This is a genomic window from Streptococcus sp. SC1 (genome assembly GCF_030272855.1).
In the GTDB taxonomy this organism is placed as follows: domain Bacteria; phylum Bacillota; class Bacilli; order Lactobacillales; family Streptococcaceae; genus Streptococcus.
This window is the reverse complement of sequence record NZ_JAQCMU010000004.1, coordinates 193,665-210,051: the sequence shown is the minus strand read 5'-3', so window position 1 is coordinate 210,051 and position 16,387 is coordinate 193,665. Positions and strand designations below refer to the sequence as shown.

Here is a 16,387-nt window from a genome sequence, read left to right as displayed (position 1 = left end):
TGCTTTGTGCACACTATTTATTTTTATAAAGATAAACATGGGAATCAACCAGTTTTGGACTATATGAAGGAGCTGGCTAGTCGCAACAGCAAGGATAGCCGGATCAAACTCAATAAGCTCAATGACTATATCGAGCTCTTGAGTCAACAGGGAACTCGTGCCGGTGAGCCCTACATCAAGCATCTAGAGGCAGAGATTTGGGAGTTAAGACCCTTACGGGATCGGATTTTGTTTGTGGCTTGGATAGATGGAAGCTTTGTCTTACTGCATCATTTTGTTAAAAAGACGCAAAAGACTCCCAGACGGGAGATTGAGAAGGCCAAACGAGAGTTGCAAGATTTGAAAGAAAGAGGGCTAAAAGATGAAGAATAGTGCTATTGGTAGTAATTGGAAAGAAGTGAGGGCAGAGCTTTTCACCAAGGAAGAAATCCTAGAAAGTGATCTGCGGGTAGCGATTATGACAGAGCTGATCGAGGCCAGACATGAAAAGGGTATTAGCCAAAAGAAGCTTGAAGAACTCAGTGGGGTCAGTCAACCTGTCATCGCTCGAATGGAGACAGGAAAGACCAACCCTCAATTGGATACGGTATTGAAAGTATTAGCAAGCCTTGGCAAGACCCTAGTCGTCGTCCCACTAGAGCAAGAAAAGGCTTAATAGAAAATAAGAAATATATATTAGAGAAACAAATCAAACTTACCAGAGGCTTTGACCAATTCCTGCCATAGAGCCAGCTTAGACGCACTCTGATAAAAAGCACACCCCAATCGTTAGATTTTCTGTCTAACTTTTGAGGTGTGCTTTTTTTATTGCAATCTGTTTTATTTATCAATACAATTTCAAATCACGAGGGTCAACTGGGAAGGTTGGGTTGTATGGGTTGTGACGTAGTTTGAAGTGTTTGATATCTTCAATGGTTTGAGTTCCAGATAGTTGCATGACAGTCTTCAATTCTGCATTCAAGTGTTCAAAGACTTGACGCACACCGATGCTACCACCAAGGGCCAAACCATAGATCACAGGGCGACCAATGGCTACTAAGTCTGCTCCTGAAGCCAAGGCTTTAAAGACGTGTTGGCCACGACGAATACCAGAGTCAAAGACAATCGGTACCCGTTTATCTACTGCTTCAGCGACTTCTTGGAGCGAGTCAAAGGCAGCTGGTCCACCGTCGATTTGGCGGCCACCGTGGTTGGTTACCCAGATTCCAGAAGCACCTGCGGCAAGGGAACGTTCGACATCTTCACGGCATTGAGGACCTTTGACATAGACAGGAAGTCCTGAGTATTCAGCGATAAATTCTACATCTCGTGGAGACAGGCGTTGTTTAGCTGATTTGTAGACAAAGTCCATGGACTTACCAGCACCTTCGGGTAAGTATTCTTCAACGATAGGCATGCCAACTGGGAAAACAAAACCATTGCGCCTATCAACTTCACGATTGCCCCCTACAGTCGCATCCGCAGTTAAGACAATGGCTGTGTAGCCTTCTGCCTTGACACGATCCATGATATGGCGGTTAATCCCGTCATCTTTGCTGAAGTAAAATTGGAACCAGTGCGGTGTTCCTTGGAGGGCTTGAGAAATTTCTGGAAGATCAACTGTGGAGTAGGAGCTGGTTGTATAAAGAGAGCCAAACTCATGTACACCACGCGCAGTAGCCACTTCCCCTTGCTCATTTGCTAATTTATGGGCTGCAACAGGCGCCATGATAATCGGTGAAGACAGTTTTTCGCCTGCAAATTCAATCTCAGTGCTTGGATTTTCCACATCACAGAGTGTATGAGGAACAATGAGTTTATGATTAAAAGCTCGAATGTTCTCGCGTAAAGTGAACGTGTCCTCAGCTCCACTCGCGATGTAGCCAAAAGCAGCTTTAGGAATGACTTGCTGCGCCATGGGCTCCAGATCATATGTGTTAATAAAATCCACAGGGCCTTCAGCATTGCTTGTTTTGTATGACATAAAATGTCCTCCTTGATAAAAGTAAACGTTTACTTTTTGATTTACAGGAACATCTTAACTCTTTTTCATATCATTTTCAAAAAATTTGTCTGGAAGTTTCAGAGTCTAATAAATATGATAAATATTTTCTATCATTGTGATAGAAAATACATATTATCCAAACATGCCTTTTAGTGCTACAATAGCTGTATTATTCCTAGATGGGAGGTTCTCTTTTTGGATTGGTCCATTGTTGAACAATATCTACCATTATATCAAAAGGCATTTTTTCTAACCCTACATATCGCAGTTTGGGGCATTTTGGGAGCTTTTCTAGTTGGTTTACTTGTTAGTATCATCCGACATTATCGCATCCCTGTTTTGGCACAGCTAGCCACAGCTTATATTGAATTGTCGCGAAATACGCCTCTTTTGATTCAACTCTTCTTTCTCTATTTCGGGCTTCCTCGGATTGGGATTGTCCTTTCCTCAGAAGTCTGCGCAACTCTAGGCCTCATCTTTTTGGGAGGCTCCTATATGGCAGAATCTTTCCGAAGCGGGCTAGAAGCAGTTAGTCAAACCCAGCATGAGATTGGCTTAGCAATCGGTCTGACACCCGTTCAGGTTTTTCGCTACGTGGTCTTGCCACAAGCCACAGCAGTGGCTCTGCCGTCCTTCAGTGCTAATGTGATTTTCTTGATCAAGGAAACCTCTGTCTTCTCTGCGGTTGCTCTAGCCGACCTCATGTACGTTGCCAAGGACTTGATTGGGCTTTACTATGAGACAGATATTGCACTGGCTATGTTGGTAGTGGCCTATCTTATCATGCTCCTGCCTATATCATTGCTTTTTAGTTGGATAGAAAGGAGGCTCCGCCATGCAGGATTCGGGAATACAAGTACTCTTTCAGGGAAATAATCTCTTGCGAATCTTACAGGGATTGGGAGTCACGATTGGGATTTCCATCCTCTCTGTCCTCTTATCCATGATTTTCGGTACGGTCATGGGAATCATCATGACCTCCCATTCCAGAGTTATTCGTTTTTTAACACGCTTATATCTGGAATTTATCCGTATCATGCCTCAGCTGGTTCTACTCTTCATTGTTTATTTCGGTTTAGCCCGAAATTTTAATATCAACATTTCTGGAGAGACTTCTGCTGTTATCGTTTTTACCCTCTGGGGAACGGCTGAGATGGGAGATTTGGTTCGTGGAGCCATCACTTCCCTTCCCAAACATCAGTTTGAAAGCGGACAGGCGCTGGGCTTAACGAATTTCCAACTTTACTACCACATCATCATCCCGCAGGTCTTGAGAAGACTGCTTCCGCAGGCCATCAACTTGGTCACTCGGATGATTAAAACGACTTCTCTAGTTGTTTTGATTGGGGTTGTTGAAGTCACAAAAGTAGGGCAGCAAATCATCGATAGCAATCGTTTGACCATTCCAACCGCCTCCTTTTGGATTTACGGCACCATACTGGTTCTGTATTTCGCAGTTTGCTTCCCTATTTCCAAGCTATCCACTCACTTAGAAAAACACTGGAGGAACTAAATGTCTGATACCATATTAGAAATCAAGGATCTAAAAAAATCCTTCGGAGACAATCCCATCCTCCAAGGACTTTCCCTAGAAATCAAAAAAGGAGAAGTAGTGGTTATTCTAGGACCATCTGGTTGTGGGAAAAGCACCCTCCTTCGCTGCCTCAATGGCTTGGAAACCATTCAGGGTGGAGATATTCTTCTGGATGGCCAGTCCATTATTGGAAACCAGAAAGACTTTCACTTGGTTCGTCAAAAGATTGGCATGGTCTTTCAAAGTTATGAACTCTTTCCCCATCTGGACGTTCTGCAGAACCTTATCCTAGGTCCTGTCAAGGCACAAGGACGGGATAAGAAAGAGGTGACGGAAGAAGCCCTGCAATTACTGGAACGCGTCGGATTGCTCGATAAAAAACACAGTTTCGCTCGCCAATTATCTGGTGGACAGAAGCAACGGGTTGCCATTGTCCGTGCCCTGCTCATGCATCCAGAAATTATCCTTTTTGACGAAGTGACAGCTTCTCTGGACCCCGAAATGGTGCGTGAGGTCCTTGAACTCATCAACGACCTAGCTCAAGAAGGTCGCACCATGATCTTGGTGACCCACGAAATGCAGTTTGCCCAAGCCATTGCGGACCGGATTATCTTCCTCGACCAAGGGAAGATTGCTGAGGAAGGAACGGCTCAGTCCTTCTTTACCAATCCACAAACCAAACGAGCACAGGAATTTTTAAACGTTTTTGACTTTAGCCAATTTGGCTCATATTTATAAAGGAGATTCTTATGAAACTACTCAAACCACTTTTAACTCTTTTTGCACTTGCCTTTGCCCTTATCTTTGTTACAGCTTGTGGTTCAGGCGGAAATGCTACTTCTTCATCTGGCAAAACTACTGCTAAAGCTCGCACTATTGAGGAAATCAAAAAAAGTGGTGAACTTCGAATTGCTGTATTTGGAGACAAAAAACCTTTTGGTTATGTAGACAACGACGGTTCTTACCAAGGTTATGACATCGAACTGGGAAATCAGCTGGCTAAAGACCTCGGTGTTAAGGCAAAATACGTGTCTGTTGATGCTGCCAACCGTGCGGAATACTTGATTTCTAACAAGGTGGACATCACCCTTGCTAACTTTACCGTCACTGACGAACGTAAGAAACAAGTTGACTTTGCCCTTCCATACATGAAGGTTTCACTGGGTGTTGTGTCTCCTAAGAAAGGTGTCATCACAGATGTTAAACAGCTTGAAGGCAAGACCTTGATTGTAACCAAAGGAACCACCGCTGAAACATACTTTGAGAAAAATCATCCAGAAGTTAAGCTTCAAAAATACGACCAATACAGTGACGCCTACCAAGCTCTTTTGGATGGACGTGGAGATGCCTTCTCGACTGACAATACTGAAGTTCTAGCTTGGGCTCTTGAAAATAAAGGATATGAAGTAGGAATTACTTCTCTCGGTGACCCAGATACCATCGCACCAGCAGTCCAAAAAGGAAACAAAGAGTTGCTTGATTTCATCAATAAAGACATTGAAAAATTGGGCAAGGAAAACTTCTTCCATAAGGCTTATGAAAGGACTCTTCACCCAACCTACGGTGATGCTGCAAAAGCAGATGACCTCGTTGTTGAAGGTGGAAAAGTAGAATAGAAGCGTTGGTCAAGTAGAAAAATCAGCCTTAAAAAATGAACCGCATCTCAACAGTTAGACAGAAAGAGTCTAGCAGTTGAGGTGCGGTTCAAATTATGTTTGTTTTGATTTTTACAAGTAGAGCTCAGTCAGCTTGTGGGCTACACCGTCTTGGTCGTTGGTGAGTTCAAGCTGTCGGTCAGCATAGGACAGCAGGGTTTCGCTGGCATTTTTCATGGCATAGCCTGTTCCCGCAAATTCTAGCATTTCGGTATCATTGTGCTCGTCACCAAAAGCGATCAAGTCTTTGCGATCGGCATTGAGGATATTGAGCAGGTACTGGAGGGCGAAGGCCTTGTTGACACCTTTAGGACCGCACTCAAGGATATTGAGCGGACCGCCCCAGGTATTGATGGAGAGTTCATGCTGGTAAAAAGCATTCATCTCTTCAGCCAGAGCGTATTTGTCTGTGGCATGTGTTTGTAGCAAAATAGCATTTGGATTTTTAGTGACCAGCTGCGCCTGAAATTGATTTTCTGGCTTGAAATTATCAATGCCAAAGAGCTTGGGATCTGCGATTTCTTCGTTTGTATTGGTGATGTAGAATTTCTTACGGTATTCACCAGCGATAAAGTCGGCTTCGATCTCCTCTTTTCGTTGGACCATATCTAGCAAAAAGGCTTTGTCTACTGTCAAGGATTGCTCAAATTCCCACTTTTTTTCAGGAATATGGGTCAAAGAGCCGTTGAAATTTATCATGGGAGTATTCAGCTCTAACTCTTTATAGAAATCCAGAGCCATGCGGTAAGGACGGCCGGTTGTGATGATGACCTTGTGTCCTTTAGCCGATATTTTTTTGATGGTTTCTTTGGTAAAATCAGAAATCTTACTCTCAGAATTGAGCAAGGTTCCGTCCAAATCTACAGCAATTACTTTATTCGTCATTCTTATTCCTCGTACAGTATCAATCAGTATAGTAAATCTATTATAACAGAATTAAGAAAAAATGACACAAGTTGTGGTATAATGTTTCCTCAATAGCTAAGACGAAAGATGTCTGCTAACAGTCTATGAGCGAAGAGAGTTAAAGTAAGGGGAGGATCTTGTATGCGTAAACCAATTTTCATTCACATTTTTTTCATACTAATTGCATTTGTTGTGTATATTCAGGGGATTACGGTTCAGGGACCAGACCTGATCTGGAATATGATTCTGGCCTTAATTGCCTATGACGCTGCTGTCTTAACGACGATATCTAAGAAGCAGAAATGGCTTTATCCACTTTTGTTGGTGGTTTGGCTGGCCTTTTATCCTAATACTTTTTATATGCTGACAGACTTGGTGCACATGACTTGGGTGGGAGATACTCTGTGGAACCCTGTTAGCATGCGCCTATTTATGGCTTTTGTGCCGAGCATTTTATTTGGCATTTACTGCGGGATTGAAAGCTGGAATATTTTGCGTGAGCGCTGGAAGTGGACTTGGTGGTTGGATATGCTTGCAGTTGCGGCTCTGTCTTATCTGTCGAGTCTAGCCATTTATATCGGCCGTTATGACCGCCTCAACTCCTGGGATCTGGTGACGCGGCCCCAGCTAGTTGTCCAAAAGCTACTGGAGACCTTTCAGAAGGATCGTCTGGTATTTATCCTTGGATTTACCTTTATCCAAATCATGACTTTGCTCTTTTTAAGCAGAGAGAATAAAAAATAAGACACTTTAAAGTAATTTTTGGAGCAATGGACTTGAAAAAGTGAATGTTTTTGAGTATAATCATAGTATTGTTCGTAAATAACGAATAAGCAGCACTGTTTTAAAGAAAATCAGGAGTTCTCTTTTAATCAGTTGCCATAAAACAATTTAGGAGATTATCTATAATGGATAAATTATTTAAACTCAAAGAGCACGGTACGGATGTTCGTACGGAAGTTCTCGCTGGGTTAACAACTTTCTTTGCTATGAGCTATATCCTCTTTGTCAATCCAGCCATGCTGTCGCAAACGGGTATGCCAGCTCAAGGTGTCTTTCTGGCTACGATCATCGGTTCCGTTGCTGGAACACTTATGATGGCCTTTTATGCCAACCTCCCTTACGCACAGGCGCCGGGGATGGGTCTCAATGCTTTCTTTACGTTCACGGTTGTCTTTAGTCTGGGCTATACTTGGCAAGAAGCTCTGGGCATGGTCTTCATCTGTGGTCTGATCTCGCTCTTTATTACCCTGACTAAGATTCGGAAGGCTATTATCGAGTCTATTCCATCAGCACTTCGTTCAGCTATTTCCGCTGGTATCGGTGTCTTCCTAGCTTATGTAGGGATTAAAAATGCCGGACTGTTGAAGTTTTCGATCGATCCTGGCAACTATGTAGTAGCCGGTAAGGGAGCTGACCAAGCCAAAGCTGCTATTACAGCAAACTCAGCTGCGACTCCGGGACTGGTTGATTTCAATAATCCGGCAGTTTTACTTGCCTTGCTTGGCCTAGCGATTACAGTTTTCTTTGTTATCAAGGGTATCAAAGGCGGCATTATCTTATCTATCTTTACAACGACAGTCGTAGCGATTGCTGTTGGCTTAGTAAACCTGTCTGCGATTGACTTCGGTCAGCACAATCTGTCAACAGCTCTGAAAGAACTTGGACAAGTGTTCGGGGTGGCAGTTGGTCCAGAAGGTTTGGGAGCTCTCTTTGCTGATACGGCTCGTCTGCCTCAAACATTTATGGCCATCCTAGCCTTCTCTCTGACTGATATTTTTGATACTATCGGTACCTTGATCGGAACTGGTGAAAAAGTGGGTATCGTCGCAAGCTCTGGTGAAAACCATGAGTCAGAAGGTTTGGACAAGGCTTTGTACTCAGACTTAATCGGTACGACTATCGGTGCAATCGCCGGAACATCTAACGTTACTACTTATGTAGAGTCTGCAGCTGGTATCGGAGCTGGCGGACGGACTGGTTTGACAGCCTTGGTTGTAGCGGTCTGCTTTGCGGTATCTAGCTTCTTTAGCCCGCTGTTGGCCATCGTTCCAACAGCAGCAACTGCGCCAATTTTGATTGTCGTAGGGATCATGATGCTTGGCAGTCTGAAAAATATCCAGTGGGATGATATGGCAGAAGCTGTCCCAGCTTTCTTTACTTCTATCTTCATGGGCTTCACTTACAGTATCACGAACGGGATTGCAGCAGGATTTATCATGTATGCTCTTGTGAAAGTTATTAAAGGTCAAGCTAAGGATGTGCATCCAATGATTTGGATTTTAAATCTGCTTTTCATCCTTAATTTTATCAGCCTAGCTTTATCTTAAGAACACTAAGAAGTTGGAATCTTCCAGCTTCTTTTTTGTAGGAAAAATTTAGGAAATGTTCTAGTTTACTTCTAAATAAAAGCGAGTAACCTGCTTTGATTAGAAGATTTCGAAAGCTTATCTAATTTTTTTCAAACATTTTGCTTCCTCTATTAGAAAATTGAGCGCAAACGCAAATCTTCTGGTATAATAAAAGAATGTTTAGTCATAATGAGGAAGAATTAATCAAATGGGGCCAGCGTCTCGGAAGCCTCCTTCAGGAGCAAGATGTTTTGGTTTTGACAGGAGACTTGGGTGCGGGTAAGACGACTTTTACCAAGGGCTTGGCCCAAGGTCTGGGCATCAAGCAGATGATCAAAAGTCCGACCTATACCATTGTTCGCGAGTATGAAGGGCGTTTGCCGCTTTATCATTTAGATGTCTATCGGATTGGTGAAGATCCAGACTCGATTGACTTGGATGATTTTCTCTTTGGTGAGGGAGTTACGGTCATCGAGTGGGGAGAATTGCTAGGTGAGAGTTTACCAGATGATTATCTGAAACTGACTCTTCTAAAGAAAGACGACGGTCGTGAGTTAGTCTTTGAAAGTCAGGGACGCCGTTCTCAGGAACTACTGGAGGAATTACTGCATGGCTGAGTTTGAATTGGCCTTGCGGGAGGCCGAAAAGGCGGATGCCGCTGACTTGATTCGCTTCTTAAATCAAGTCGGAGCCGAGTCAGACTACATGACCTTGGATGAGGCTGGGATTTTGATGGATGAAGATCAGATGGGTCAGTTCATTCAGCGTCAAGCTGAGTCGGATAATCAGCTTTATCTCTTGGCCTTGCTTGATAATGAAATCGCTGGGATTGTCAGTATCACAGCGGATTTTCATGAGCGGATTCGCCACATTGGGCAAGTCTTTATCGTTGTCAAAAAAGCCTTTTGGAATCAAGGTCTCGGTCGTATCTTGCTAGAAGAAGCTGTGGACTGGGCAGAGAATGGAAGTAGTCTTCGCCGTTTGGAACTGACTGTCCAGGTCAGAAATGAGCGAGCTGTTCATCTCTATAAAGAATTAGGATTTGAAATCGAAGGCCTGCAAAAAAGAGGGGCCTATTTAAGAGAAGGGATATTTCTAGATGTTTACCTGATGGGAAAACTGATAGATTGATGAAATATGTTAAAAAAAATTGTACAAATGTTTTTGAGCCTGTTACTTGTCACAGCTATTGGAGTAGGAGGCTATGCTTGGACTATTTACAATCAGTCAACGGACGCTTTGTCCCATACTTACAAGGGTTTTGGGAATGAGACGAACGTTATTGCAGAAACCAAGCCCTTGACGATTTTACTGATGGGGGTAGATACAGGAAGCGGCTCGCGGTCTGATACCTGGAAGGGAAATAGCGACTCCATGCTCCTCCTATCTGTCAATCCTCAGACTAAAAAGACGGTCATGATGAGTTTGGAGCGGGATATTCTGACTCAAATCGATGAAAATGGCGAAACGACAGAAGCCAAACTCAATGCTGCCTATGCTTATGGCGGTGCAGAATTGGCCATTGCGACCATTGAGAAATTGATGAACATCCATATTGACCGTTATGTGATGATTAATATGCAAGGACTGGTTCAGCTAGTCGATGCAGTTGGCGGTATTGAAGTCAACAATACTTTTGATTTCCCTATTTCCATCGAAGAAAATGAACCGGAATATACTGCAACTGTCGAGCCAGGTAAGCATTTGATCAACGGAGACCAAGCTCTGGTTTATGCCCGCATGCGTTACCAGGATCCAGAGGGGGATTACGGTCGTCAGAAACGTCAGCGTGAGGTGATCCGAAAGGTCGTTGAGAAGGTGCTCAGCCTTAATAGTATCAGTCATTATCAAGCTATTTTGCGAGCAGTCAGCAAGAATATGCAGACCAATGTAGCGCTGGATGCGGGAAGTATTCCTCAGTTATTGGGCTACAAAGACGCCTTTAGAAGCATTCAGTCTGAACAATTGCGCGGGGAAGATGCTACCTTGGCTGATGGCGGTAGCTATCAGCTGGTTACGTCTGAGCATTTACTGGAAATGCAAAATTTGATTCGGAAAACGTTGGGCTTGTCTTCAGTTAAGACTCTGAAAACCAATGCCGTACTGTATGAAGACTTGATGGGAGGCCGGAGCTTGCGCTCTTCTAATTCTAGCTCTTCAACAACTTATCAGCATGATGAGCAGCCGATTTACAATCAACCAACGGAGAGCAATTATGGAGGTGCCAACTATAGTAGTTCGACACCGACCTCTCCTGAGCCAAGTGCTAGCAGTGAACCGCCAGCAAGTTCTGCGCCTGCATCTACTCCAGCTCCGACACCGTCAGCATCATCTGCAGATCACCCCACAACATCAGCATCTTCAGAATAAACAAATCGAGGCTGGGACAAAAGTCCTAGCCTCTCAATTGTATTTGGATTGTCGAGCAAGACGCAGTGGTTGAGTGGACTCTATTACGCTGATTACATCAGCTTTTATAGCCCTACTCAACTGTGCGGAGGTGGGACGACGAAATCGAATTCTAACGAATTACCGATTTCTGTCCCACTCTCGATTTTTAATGTTTTTGAGTTTTATTTTGTTAGCAACTTCCAGAAGAAATCGATAATATAGGTCAGTCCGTAAGTGTAGATGATGAGGGTGATGGGTTTGCAGAGAACGATAATCAGCATATATTTTTTGAAGGTCATCTTGGTCAAGGCGGCTAGCATACAGAGGAAATCAGCGGGGCTGATAGGCCAAATCATCATAAAGATAAAGAAACGCTCAAAGCGATTGCCCTCATCCAGCCAGCCCACATACTTGTCATAGGTCCGCTTGCTGACGACGGACTGAACAAAGGCTGGTCCATAGGTGCGAGCCAGATAGAAGATGATGGCGCAGCCGATGACAATACCAACATAGTTGTAGATGGTGCCGACAATATGCCCGTAGATAAAGATGCCTGCAACAGAGGTCAAGGCACCAGGGATAATGGGCACGACAGTCTGTAGGATTTGCAGGAAGATAAACAGAGGTGGCCCCCAGATGCCTGCTTGTCTGATAAAGGCAGACAAGGTTTCCTTGGACTGGAGGATTCCTGCATAGTAGGCCCAGATGCAAAAGGCCACTGTACCTACAGCCCCGATGATGGACGACCAGTTGATGATTTTTTGCAAAAAGGGAGAAACAGTTTTCATTTCTCGATCCTTGCTTGCCATAGGCACCTCCAAGAGAATTATTCTTATATCTACTATAGCATCTTTTGCCATTTTTGTAAGCTTTGAAGCTATAGGTGCTAAAAAGTATGAAAGATGATATAATGATATGACTGGTGAGCAATAATCTATAAGCATTCAAAAATCAGGGAGAGCGATTGTGCTTGCACTAAAAATTCTAAGAGTTAGGAGAGTTATAGTGGAAGAATTTCTAAACTTATATCATCAAAAATTGTGGGAGATTGCTTTCGGTCATGTTGAGAAAGTATTTGGCGTTTTTTTCGTCATTTTGTTAGTTCTATCCATTTTTCCTAGTTATATTTACTTTAACTCCTTGGTCAAAAGAAAAAGCTCGTTTTATCGCTTACATGTATTCCGTTGTGTTTCATTTTCCTTTTTTGTATGGTTGCAGAGTATGCCCACAGTTATGATAAAATTATGAATCCATCTTCTCCATACAACGATTCTTTAAGAATTGCTTCAGTAAAACCTGAAAACGCTCTTCCGATACTTAAGCATGTAGATGAGATTCGCCTAGCTAGTGTTGATGGGGAGCTTAAGAGAGAAGATATTATATTATTTGCGGTATCTAATCCTATTTATTATGATGGTCTGTTTGAAGATGTGGCAAACTCTTTGGCGGGTGATCGGACAATAGGAGCAGCATTTCTAGTTGCTTTAGTAGGCTACGAAGAGAAAAATGGTCAATGGCAATCTGTTGATATTCGCATTGCACCAGGTATTGAGGAGAAGGATTTTCAGAAATTTTCTAAGGTTCTTCACATAAAAAAAGATGAAGCAGAGGGTGCTACCGGTATTATTTCTAAACTTCAAAAACTTTATGAAAAAAAGTTAGAGAGCGAAAAAAAATAGATAGAGGTCTTATGAGCATGATTTTTGTTCCATTTTAAATGAAGCTTCCCGCTTGGGGAGCTGTTTTCATTTGTTTGGGAAATAGGAAGTGGGAATCTCCCAATGGCTCTTGGAAGAAATGGGGTTATAGGTGCCAAAAAGCCCATTTTATGCTATAATAGTGCGAATACGATTTTTGGAGAGAGATGTGGCGATTGAAGATTACATGCCCGACTTTGCGGTCGAGGCGGTTTACGATTTGACAGTAGAGAGTTTGAAAAGACAGGGGATCAAAGCGGTTTTGGTGGATTTGGATAACACCCTGATTGCTTGGAATAATCCTGATGGAACCCCAGAGATGAAGAAGTGGCTCCATGATTTGCGGGATGCTGGCATTCGGATTATCGTGGTGTCCAATAATAACCAAAAACGGGTCAAGCGGGCTGTTGAAAAGTTTGAAATTGACTATATCTACTGGGCCATGAAACCCTTCACTTGGGGCATTGACCGGGCGCTCAAGCTTTTTCATTTTGAAAAAAATGAAGTGGTCATGGTGGGGGACCAGCTCATGACGGATATTCGGGCTGCTCATCGGGCCGGGATTCGTTCGATTTTGGTCAAACCGCTGGTCGAGCATGACTCTATCAAGACCCAGATCAATCGGGCGCGTGAACGCCGTGTGCTCAAGAAAATCACTGAAAAATACGGCCCAATTCAATACAAAAAAGGAATTTAAGAAAGAATGGAAGAACTTCTCTGTATCGGCTGCGGAGCCACTATTCAGACAGAAGACAAGAGCCAGCTAGGCTACACGCCCCAGTCAGCTCTAGAAAAAGGCTTGGAGACAGGCGAACTCTATTGCCAGCGCTGTTTCCGCCTGCGCCATTATAATGAAATCAGCGATGTCCAGCTGACGGATGATGACTTTCTGCGACTTCTGCATGAGGTTGGAGATAGCGATGCTTTGGTCGTCAATGTTGTCGATATTTTTGATTTTAATGGGTCGGTCATTCCTGGCCTGCCTCGCTTTGTCGCAGGAAATGACGTTCTCTTAGTCGGGAACAAAAAGGACATTCTGCCTAAGTCGGTCAAGGATAGCAAGGTGACCCAATGGCTGACGGAGCGAGCTCACGAAGAAGGCCTGCGTCCAGTTGATGTCATTCTGACCTCTGCTCAGAACAAGCAGGCCATCAAGGACTTGATTGACAAGATTGAGCATTACCGCAAGGGACGTGACGTTTATGTGGTCGGCGTGACTAATGTAGGAAAGTCTACTTTGATTAACGCCATTATTCAGGAAATCACAGGGGACAAAGATATTATTACGACTTCGCGCTTCCCAGGTACGACTCTGGATAAAATCGAGATTCCTTTGGCAGATGGCAGTCATATCTATGATACACCGGGCATTATCCATCGTCACCAGATGGCTCATTATCTTTCTGCTAAGAATCTCAAATATGTCAGCCCCAAAAAGGAAATCAAACCCAAAACCTACCAGCTCAATCCTGAGCAAACCCTCTTTTTGGGTGGTTTAGGTCGCTTTGATTTTGTGGTGGGAGACAAGCAAGGCTTCACAGCTTTCTTTGACAATGAGCTCAAGCTCCACCGAACCAAGTTGGAAGGTGCTAGCGACTTTTATGATAAGCATGTCGGCAGTCTCTTAGTGCCGCCAGTTGGCAAGGAAAAGGAAGAATTTCCAGCCTTGGTCAAACATGAATTTACCATCAAGGACAAGACAGACATCGTCTTCTCTGGTCTGGGCTGGATTCGCGTCAGTGGTCCTGCCCGCGTAGCTGGCTGGGCGCCAGAGGGTGTGGCGGTTGTCACTCGGAAAGCTATTATATAATACTCAGGAGAATAAATCTCCTTAAAACAAGGAAGGAAAAGGCTATGAGCAGTAGGGAGTAAAGCGAATCCTAGCTGTATCAAGCCTTATAGAAGAACATGACACTAACATCAAAACAACGCGCCTTTCTCAACAGTCAGGCACATAGTCTCAAACCTATCATTCAGATTGGGAAAAATGGACTCAACGACCAAATCAAAACCAGCGTCCGTCAGGCACTGGACGCACGAGAATTAATCAAGGTTACGCTCTTGCAGAATACGGATGAAAATATCCATGAGGTTGCTGAGATTTTGGAAGAGGAAATTGGAGTGGATACGGTGCAGAAGATTGGCCGGATCTTGATTCTCTACAAGCAGTCCAGCAAGAAGGAAAATCGCAAACTCTCTGTCAAAGTCAAGCAAATTTAAGGAAAAATTTCTGTGGAGATGTCAGCCTATGGCTATTGAATTACTGACCCCCTTTACCAAGGTGGATTTAGAACCAGAAGTTAAAGATAAAAAACGCAAGCAGATTGGGATATTAGGCGGGAATTTCAACCCTGTTCACAATGCTCATTTGGTCGTGGCGGATCAGGTCCGGCAACAGTTAGGTTTGGATCAGGTTCTGCTCATGCCAGAGTATGAGCCGCCCCATGTGGATAAGAAAGAGACCATCGATGAGCAGCATCGGCTGAAAATGCTGGAATTGGCTATCGAGGGCATTGAAGGCCTAGGGATTGAAACCATTGAGCTGGAGCGCAAGGGAATTTCCTATACCTACGACACCATGAAGCTGCTGACGGAGCAGCATCCAGATACGGACTATTACTTTATCATCGGTGCGGATATGGTGGACTATCTTCCCAAGTGGTACCGGATTGATGAGCTGGTTGAGCTAGTTCAGTTTGTCGGTGTTCAGCGGCCACGCTACAAGGCGGGGACTTCTTACCCTGTCATCTGGGTGGATGTCCCACTTATGGATATTTCCTCCAGCATGGTGCGGGATTTCCTGGCCCAGGGACGGACTCCTAATTTCCTGCTGCCTCAGCCAGTCTTAGACTATATTGAGAAAGAAGGGCTTTACCTATGACCTATGAAAGTTATATCCGCATGAGCCGTGAGGCCTTACTGGCTAAGATGGAAACTGTCATGCCCGAGAAACGCTTGCGGCATTGTCTAGGTGTGGAAAAGGCTGCCCGTGAATTAGCGGAGCGCTTCGGTCTTGATGTCGAAAAAGCGGGTTTGGCAGGACTCCTGCACGACTACGCGAAAAAGGTCCCGGATGAGGAGTTTCTAGCCTTGATTGACAAATACCAGCTGGATCCTGACATGAAAAACTGGGGCAACAATGTCTGGCATGGCATGGTGGGCATTTACAAGATTCAGGAAGATTTAGGTGTGAAAGATCCTGAGATTCTGCGAGCCATCGAGATTCATACAGTGGGTAGTGGCACCATGTCTGAGCTGGACAAGGTCATCTACGTAGCTGACTATATTGAGCACAATCGAGACTTTCCGGGAGTGGACAAGGCTAGAGAGCTAGCTCAGCAGTCGCTCAATCAAGCTGTGGCCTACGAAACAGCAAGGACAGTAGAGCATTTGGCTCATAAGGGAATGCCTATCTATCCGCAGACCTTGGGAACCTACAATGCCTTTGTAGGATATTTGAAGGAAATAGAAGAAAATTAAAGAGGAACTATGAAAGAACAAGAATTATTGGAACTGGTCGTGAAGGCGGCCGATGAAAAACGTGCAGAAGATATTGTGGCTTTGGACTTGCGAGGCCTGACCACTGTGACAGACTACTTTGTCATCGTCAGCTCGATGAACAGCCGTCAGCTGGATGCGGTTGCTGAAAATATCCGTGAGAAAGCTGCTGTGGCTGGTGTTTCTGCTGGCCATGTTGAGGGCGACGCAGCAGGTGGCTGGGTTCTCTTAGACTTGGGCGGCATCGTTGTCCATGTCTTTTCTGAGGAAATGCGGGCGCATTACAATCTAGAAAAGCTCTGGCACGAAGCAACTGGTGTGGATGTTGCGGCCTTATTGGAAGAAAAAAATAAGTGATTTTTTGCCCTTAG

21 protein-coding genes are annotated in these 16,387 nt (G+C 44.2%); 18 read left to right on the top strand and 3 right to left on the bottom strand.

What is annotated here, in order from left to right; genetic code table 11:
* Positions 1 to 6 precede the first annotated feature (6 nt).
* Together PAN94_RS07630 and PAN94_RS07625 are read left to right on the top strand one after the other, a co-directional pair.
* Positions 7 to 372, top strand: a complete 366-nt coding sequence (locus PAN94_RS07630; protein ID WP_187422055.1) for a type II toxin-antitoxin system RelE/ParE family toxin — start codon at positions 7 to 9, stop codon at positions 370 to 372.
* Positions 362 to 655: a helix-turn-helix domain-containing protein gene (locus PAN94_RS07625; RefSeq protein ID WP_125388210.1), complete on the top strand. Its 294-nt coding sequence runs from the start codon at positions 362 to 364 to the stop codon at positions 653 to 655. Before PAN94_RS07630 ends, PAN94_RS07625 begins: the two co-directional genes overlap by 11 nt.
* 171 nt (positions 656 to 826) lie before the next feature.
* On the opposite strand, the gene lctO is transcribed toward PAN94_RS07625, so the two are convergent.
* Positions 827 to 1,963: an L-lactate oxidase gene (gene lctO, locus PAN94_RS07620; RefSeq protein WP_285875353.1), complete on the bottom strand. Its 1,137-nt coding sequence runs from the start codon at positions 1,961 to 1,963 to the stop codon at positions 827 to 829.
* A gap of 216 nt (positions 1,964 to 2,179) precedes the next feature.
* Here lctO and PAN94_RS07615 point away from each other — a divergent pair, with 216 nt between their 5' ends.
* The 4 genes from PAN94_RS07615 to PAN94_RS07600 are packed head-to-tail and all read left to right on the top strand — an operon-like array spanning position 2,180 to position 5,134.
* Positions 2,180 to 2,860 carry an amino acid ABC transporter permease gene (locus tag PAN94_RS07615; RefSeq protein WP_005592376.1) on the top strand — a complete coding sequence of 227 codons (681 nt, stop codon included), beginning with the start codon at positions 2,180 to 2,182 and terminating at the stop codon, positions 2,858 to 2,860.
* Positions 2,820 to 3,497 carry an amino acid ABC transporter permease gene (locus PAN94_RS07610; protein WP_125382112.1) on the top strand — a complete coding sequence of 226 codons (678 nt, stop codon included), beginning with the start codon at positions 2,820 to 2,822 and terminating at the stop codon, positions 3,495 to 3,497. The genes PAN94_RS07615 and PAN94_RS07610 overlap by 41 nt, the downstream gene beginning before the upstream one ends.
* Positions 3,498 to 4,256, top strand: a complete 759-nt coding sequence (locus PAN94_RS07605; RefSeq protein ID WP_125382114.1) for an amino acid ABC transporter ATP-binding protein — start codon at positions 3,498 to 3,500, stop codon at positions 4,254 to 4,256.
* A gap of 11 nt (positions 4,257 to 4,267) precedes the next feature.
* Positions 4,268 to 5,134: a cysteine ABC transporter substrate-binding protein gene (locus PAN94_RS07600; protein ID WP_285875352.1), complete on the top strand. Its 867-nt coding sequence runs from the start codon at positions 4,268 to 4,270 to the stop codon at positions 5,132 to 5,134.
* Positions 5,135 to 5,245: 111 nt separating this feature from the next.
* Here PAN94_RS07600 and PAN94_RS07595 read toward each other — a convergent pair whose 3' ends face one another.
* Entirely contained in the window at positions 5,246 to 6,058 is an 813-nt protein-coding gene (locus PAN94_RS07595) for a Cof-type HAD-IIB family hydrolase (RefSeq protein WP_285875351.1), read from the bottom strand.
* Positions 6,059 to 6,220: 162 nt separating this feature from the next.
* On the opposite strand from PAN94_RS07595, the gene PAN94_RS07590 reads away from it, so the two are divergent.
* From PAN94_RS07590 to lytR, 5 genes are all read left to right on the top strand, one after another.
* Complete coding sequence (locus PAN94_RS07590) at positions 6,221 to 6,823, top strand: DUF1361 domain-containing protein (protein ID WP_062123451.1); 603 nt, start codon at positions 6,221 to 6,223, stop codon at positions 6,821 to 6,823.
* A gap of 164 nt (positions 6,824 to 6,987) precedes the next feature.
* The gene (locus PAN94_RS07585) at positions 6,988 to 8,409 is read left to right on the top strand and encodes an NCS2 family permease (RefSeq protein ID WP_015605350.1); all 1,422 of its coding nucleotides are present in this window, start codon (positions 6,988 to 6,990) and stop codon (positions 8,407 to 8,409) included.
* A gap of 197 nt (positions 8,410 to 8,606) precedes the next feature.
* On the top strand, positions 8,607 to 9,047 hold the full coding sequence (gene tsaE, locus PAN94_RS07580) for a tRNA (adenosine(37)-N6)-threonylcarbamoyltransferase complex ATPase subunit type 1 TsaE (protein WP_125372032.1): 441 nt from the start codon (positions 8,607 to 8,609) through the stop codon (positions 9,045 to 9,047).
* On the top strand, positions 9,040 to 9,561 hold the full coding sequence (locus PAN94_RS07575) for a GNAT family N-acetyltransferase (protein ID WP_285875349.1): 522 nt from the start codon (positions 9,040 to 9,042) through the stop codon (positions 9,559 to 9,561). Before tsaE ends, PAN94_RS07575 begins: the two co-directional genes overlap by 8 nt.
* Before the next feature lie 6 nt (positions 9,562 to 9,567).
* Entirely contained in the window at positions 9,568 to 10,800 is a 1,233-nt protein-coding gene (gene lytR, locus PAN94_RS07570; protein WP_285875348.1) for a glycopolymer--peptidoglycan transferase LytR, read from the top strand.
* 203 nt (positions 10,801 to 11,003) lie between these two features.
* On the opposite strand, the gene PAN94_RS07565 is transcribed toward lytR, so the two are convergent.
* Positions 11,004 to 11,630, bottom strand: a complete 627-nt coding sequence (locus PAN94_RS07565; protein ID WP_148888252.1) for a TVP38/TMEM64 family protein — start codon at positions 11,628 to 11,630, stop codon at positions 11,004 to 11,006.
* A gap of 435 nt (positions 11,631 to 12,065) precedes the next feature.
* On the opposite strand from PAN94_RS07565, the gene PAN94_RS07560 reads away from it, so the two are divergent.
* The 7 genes from PAN94_RS07560 to rsfS all read left to right on the top strand — a co-directional run bounded on the left by PAN94_RS07560 (position 12,066) and on the right by rsfS (position 16,373).
* Positions 12,066 to 12,500 carry a hypothetical protein gene (locus PAN94_RS07560; protein ID WP_285875346.1) on the top strand — a complete coding sequence of 145 codons (435 nt, stop codon included), beginning with the start codon at positions 12,066 to 12,068 and terminating at the stop codon, positions 12,498 to 12,500.
* 187 nt (positions 12,501 to 12,687) lie between these two features.
* Positions 12,688 to 13,215, top strand: coding sequence for a YqeG family HAD IIIA-type phosphatase (locus PAN94_RS07555; RefSeq protein ID WP_187423856.1), 528 nt, complete (start codon positions 12,688 to 12,690; stop codon positions 13,213 to 13,215).
* Positions 13,216 to 13,221: 6 nt separating this feature from the next.
* Complete coding sequence (yqeH, locus tag PAN94_RS07550; protein WP_285875344.1) at positions 13,222 to 14,328, top strand: ribosome biogenesis GTPase YqeH; 1,107 nt, start codon at positions 13,222 to 13,224, stop codon at positions 14,326 to 14,328.
* Between the two features lie 98 nt (positions 14,329 to 14,426).
* A complete protein-coding gene (gene yhbY, locus PAN94_RS07545) occupies positions 14,427 to 14,738 on the top strand; it encodes a ribosome assembly RNA-binding protein YhbY (RefSeq protein ID WP_002896287.1) in 312 nt (103 codons plus the stop codon).
* 28 nt (positions 14,739 to 14,766) lie between these two features.
* Positions 14,767 to 15,399: a nicotinate-nucleotide adenylyltransferase gene (locus PAN94_RS07540; RefSeq protein ID WP_227970153.1), complete on the top strand. Its 633-nt coding sequence runs from the start codon at positions 14,767 to 14,769 to the stop codon at positions 15,397 to 15,399.
* On the top strand, positions 15,396 to 15,998 hold the full coding sequence (gene yqeK, locus PAN94_RS07535) for a bis(5'-nucleosyl)-tetraphosphatase (symmetrical) YqeK (protein ID WP_285875342.1): 603 nt from the start codon (positions 15,396 to 15,398) through the stop codon (positions 15,996 to 15,998). The genes PAN94_RS07540 and yqeK overlap by 4 nt, the downstream gene beginning before the upstream one ends.
* A 9-nt stretch (positions 15,999 to 16,007) precedes the next feature.
* Positions 16,008 to 16,373 (top strand): ribosome silencing factor, encoded by a 366-nt coding sequence (gene rsfS / locus PAN94_RS07530; protein ID WP_285875341.1) that lies wholly within the window; start codon positions 16,008 to 16,010, stop codon positions 16,371 to 16,373.
* The last annotated feature ends 14 nt before the right edge of the window (positions 16,374 to 16,387 follow it).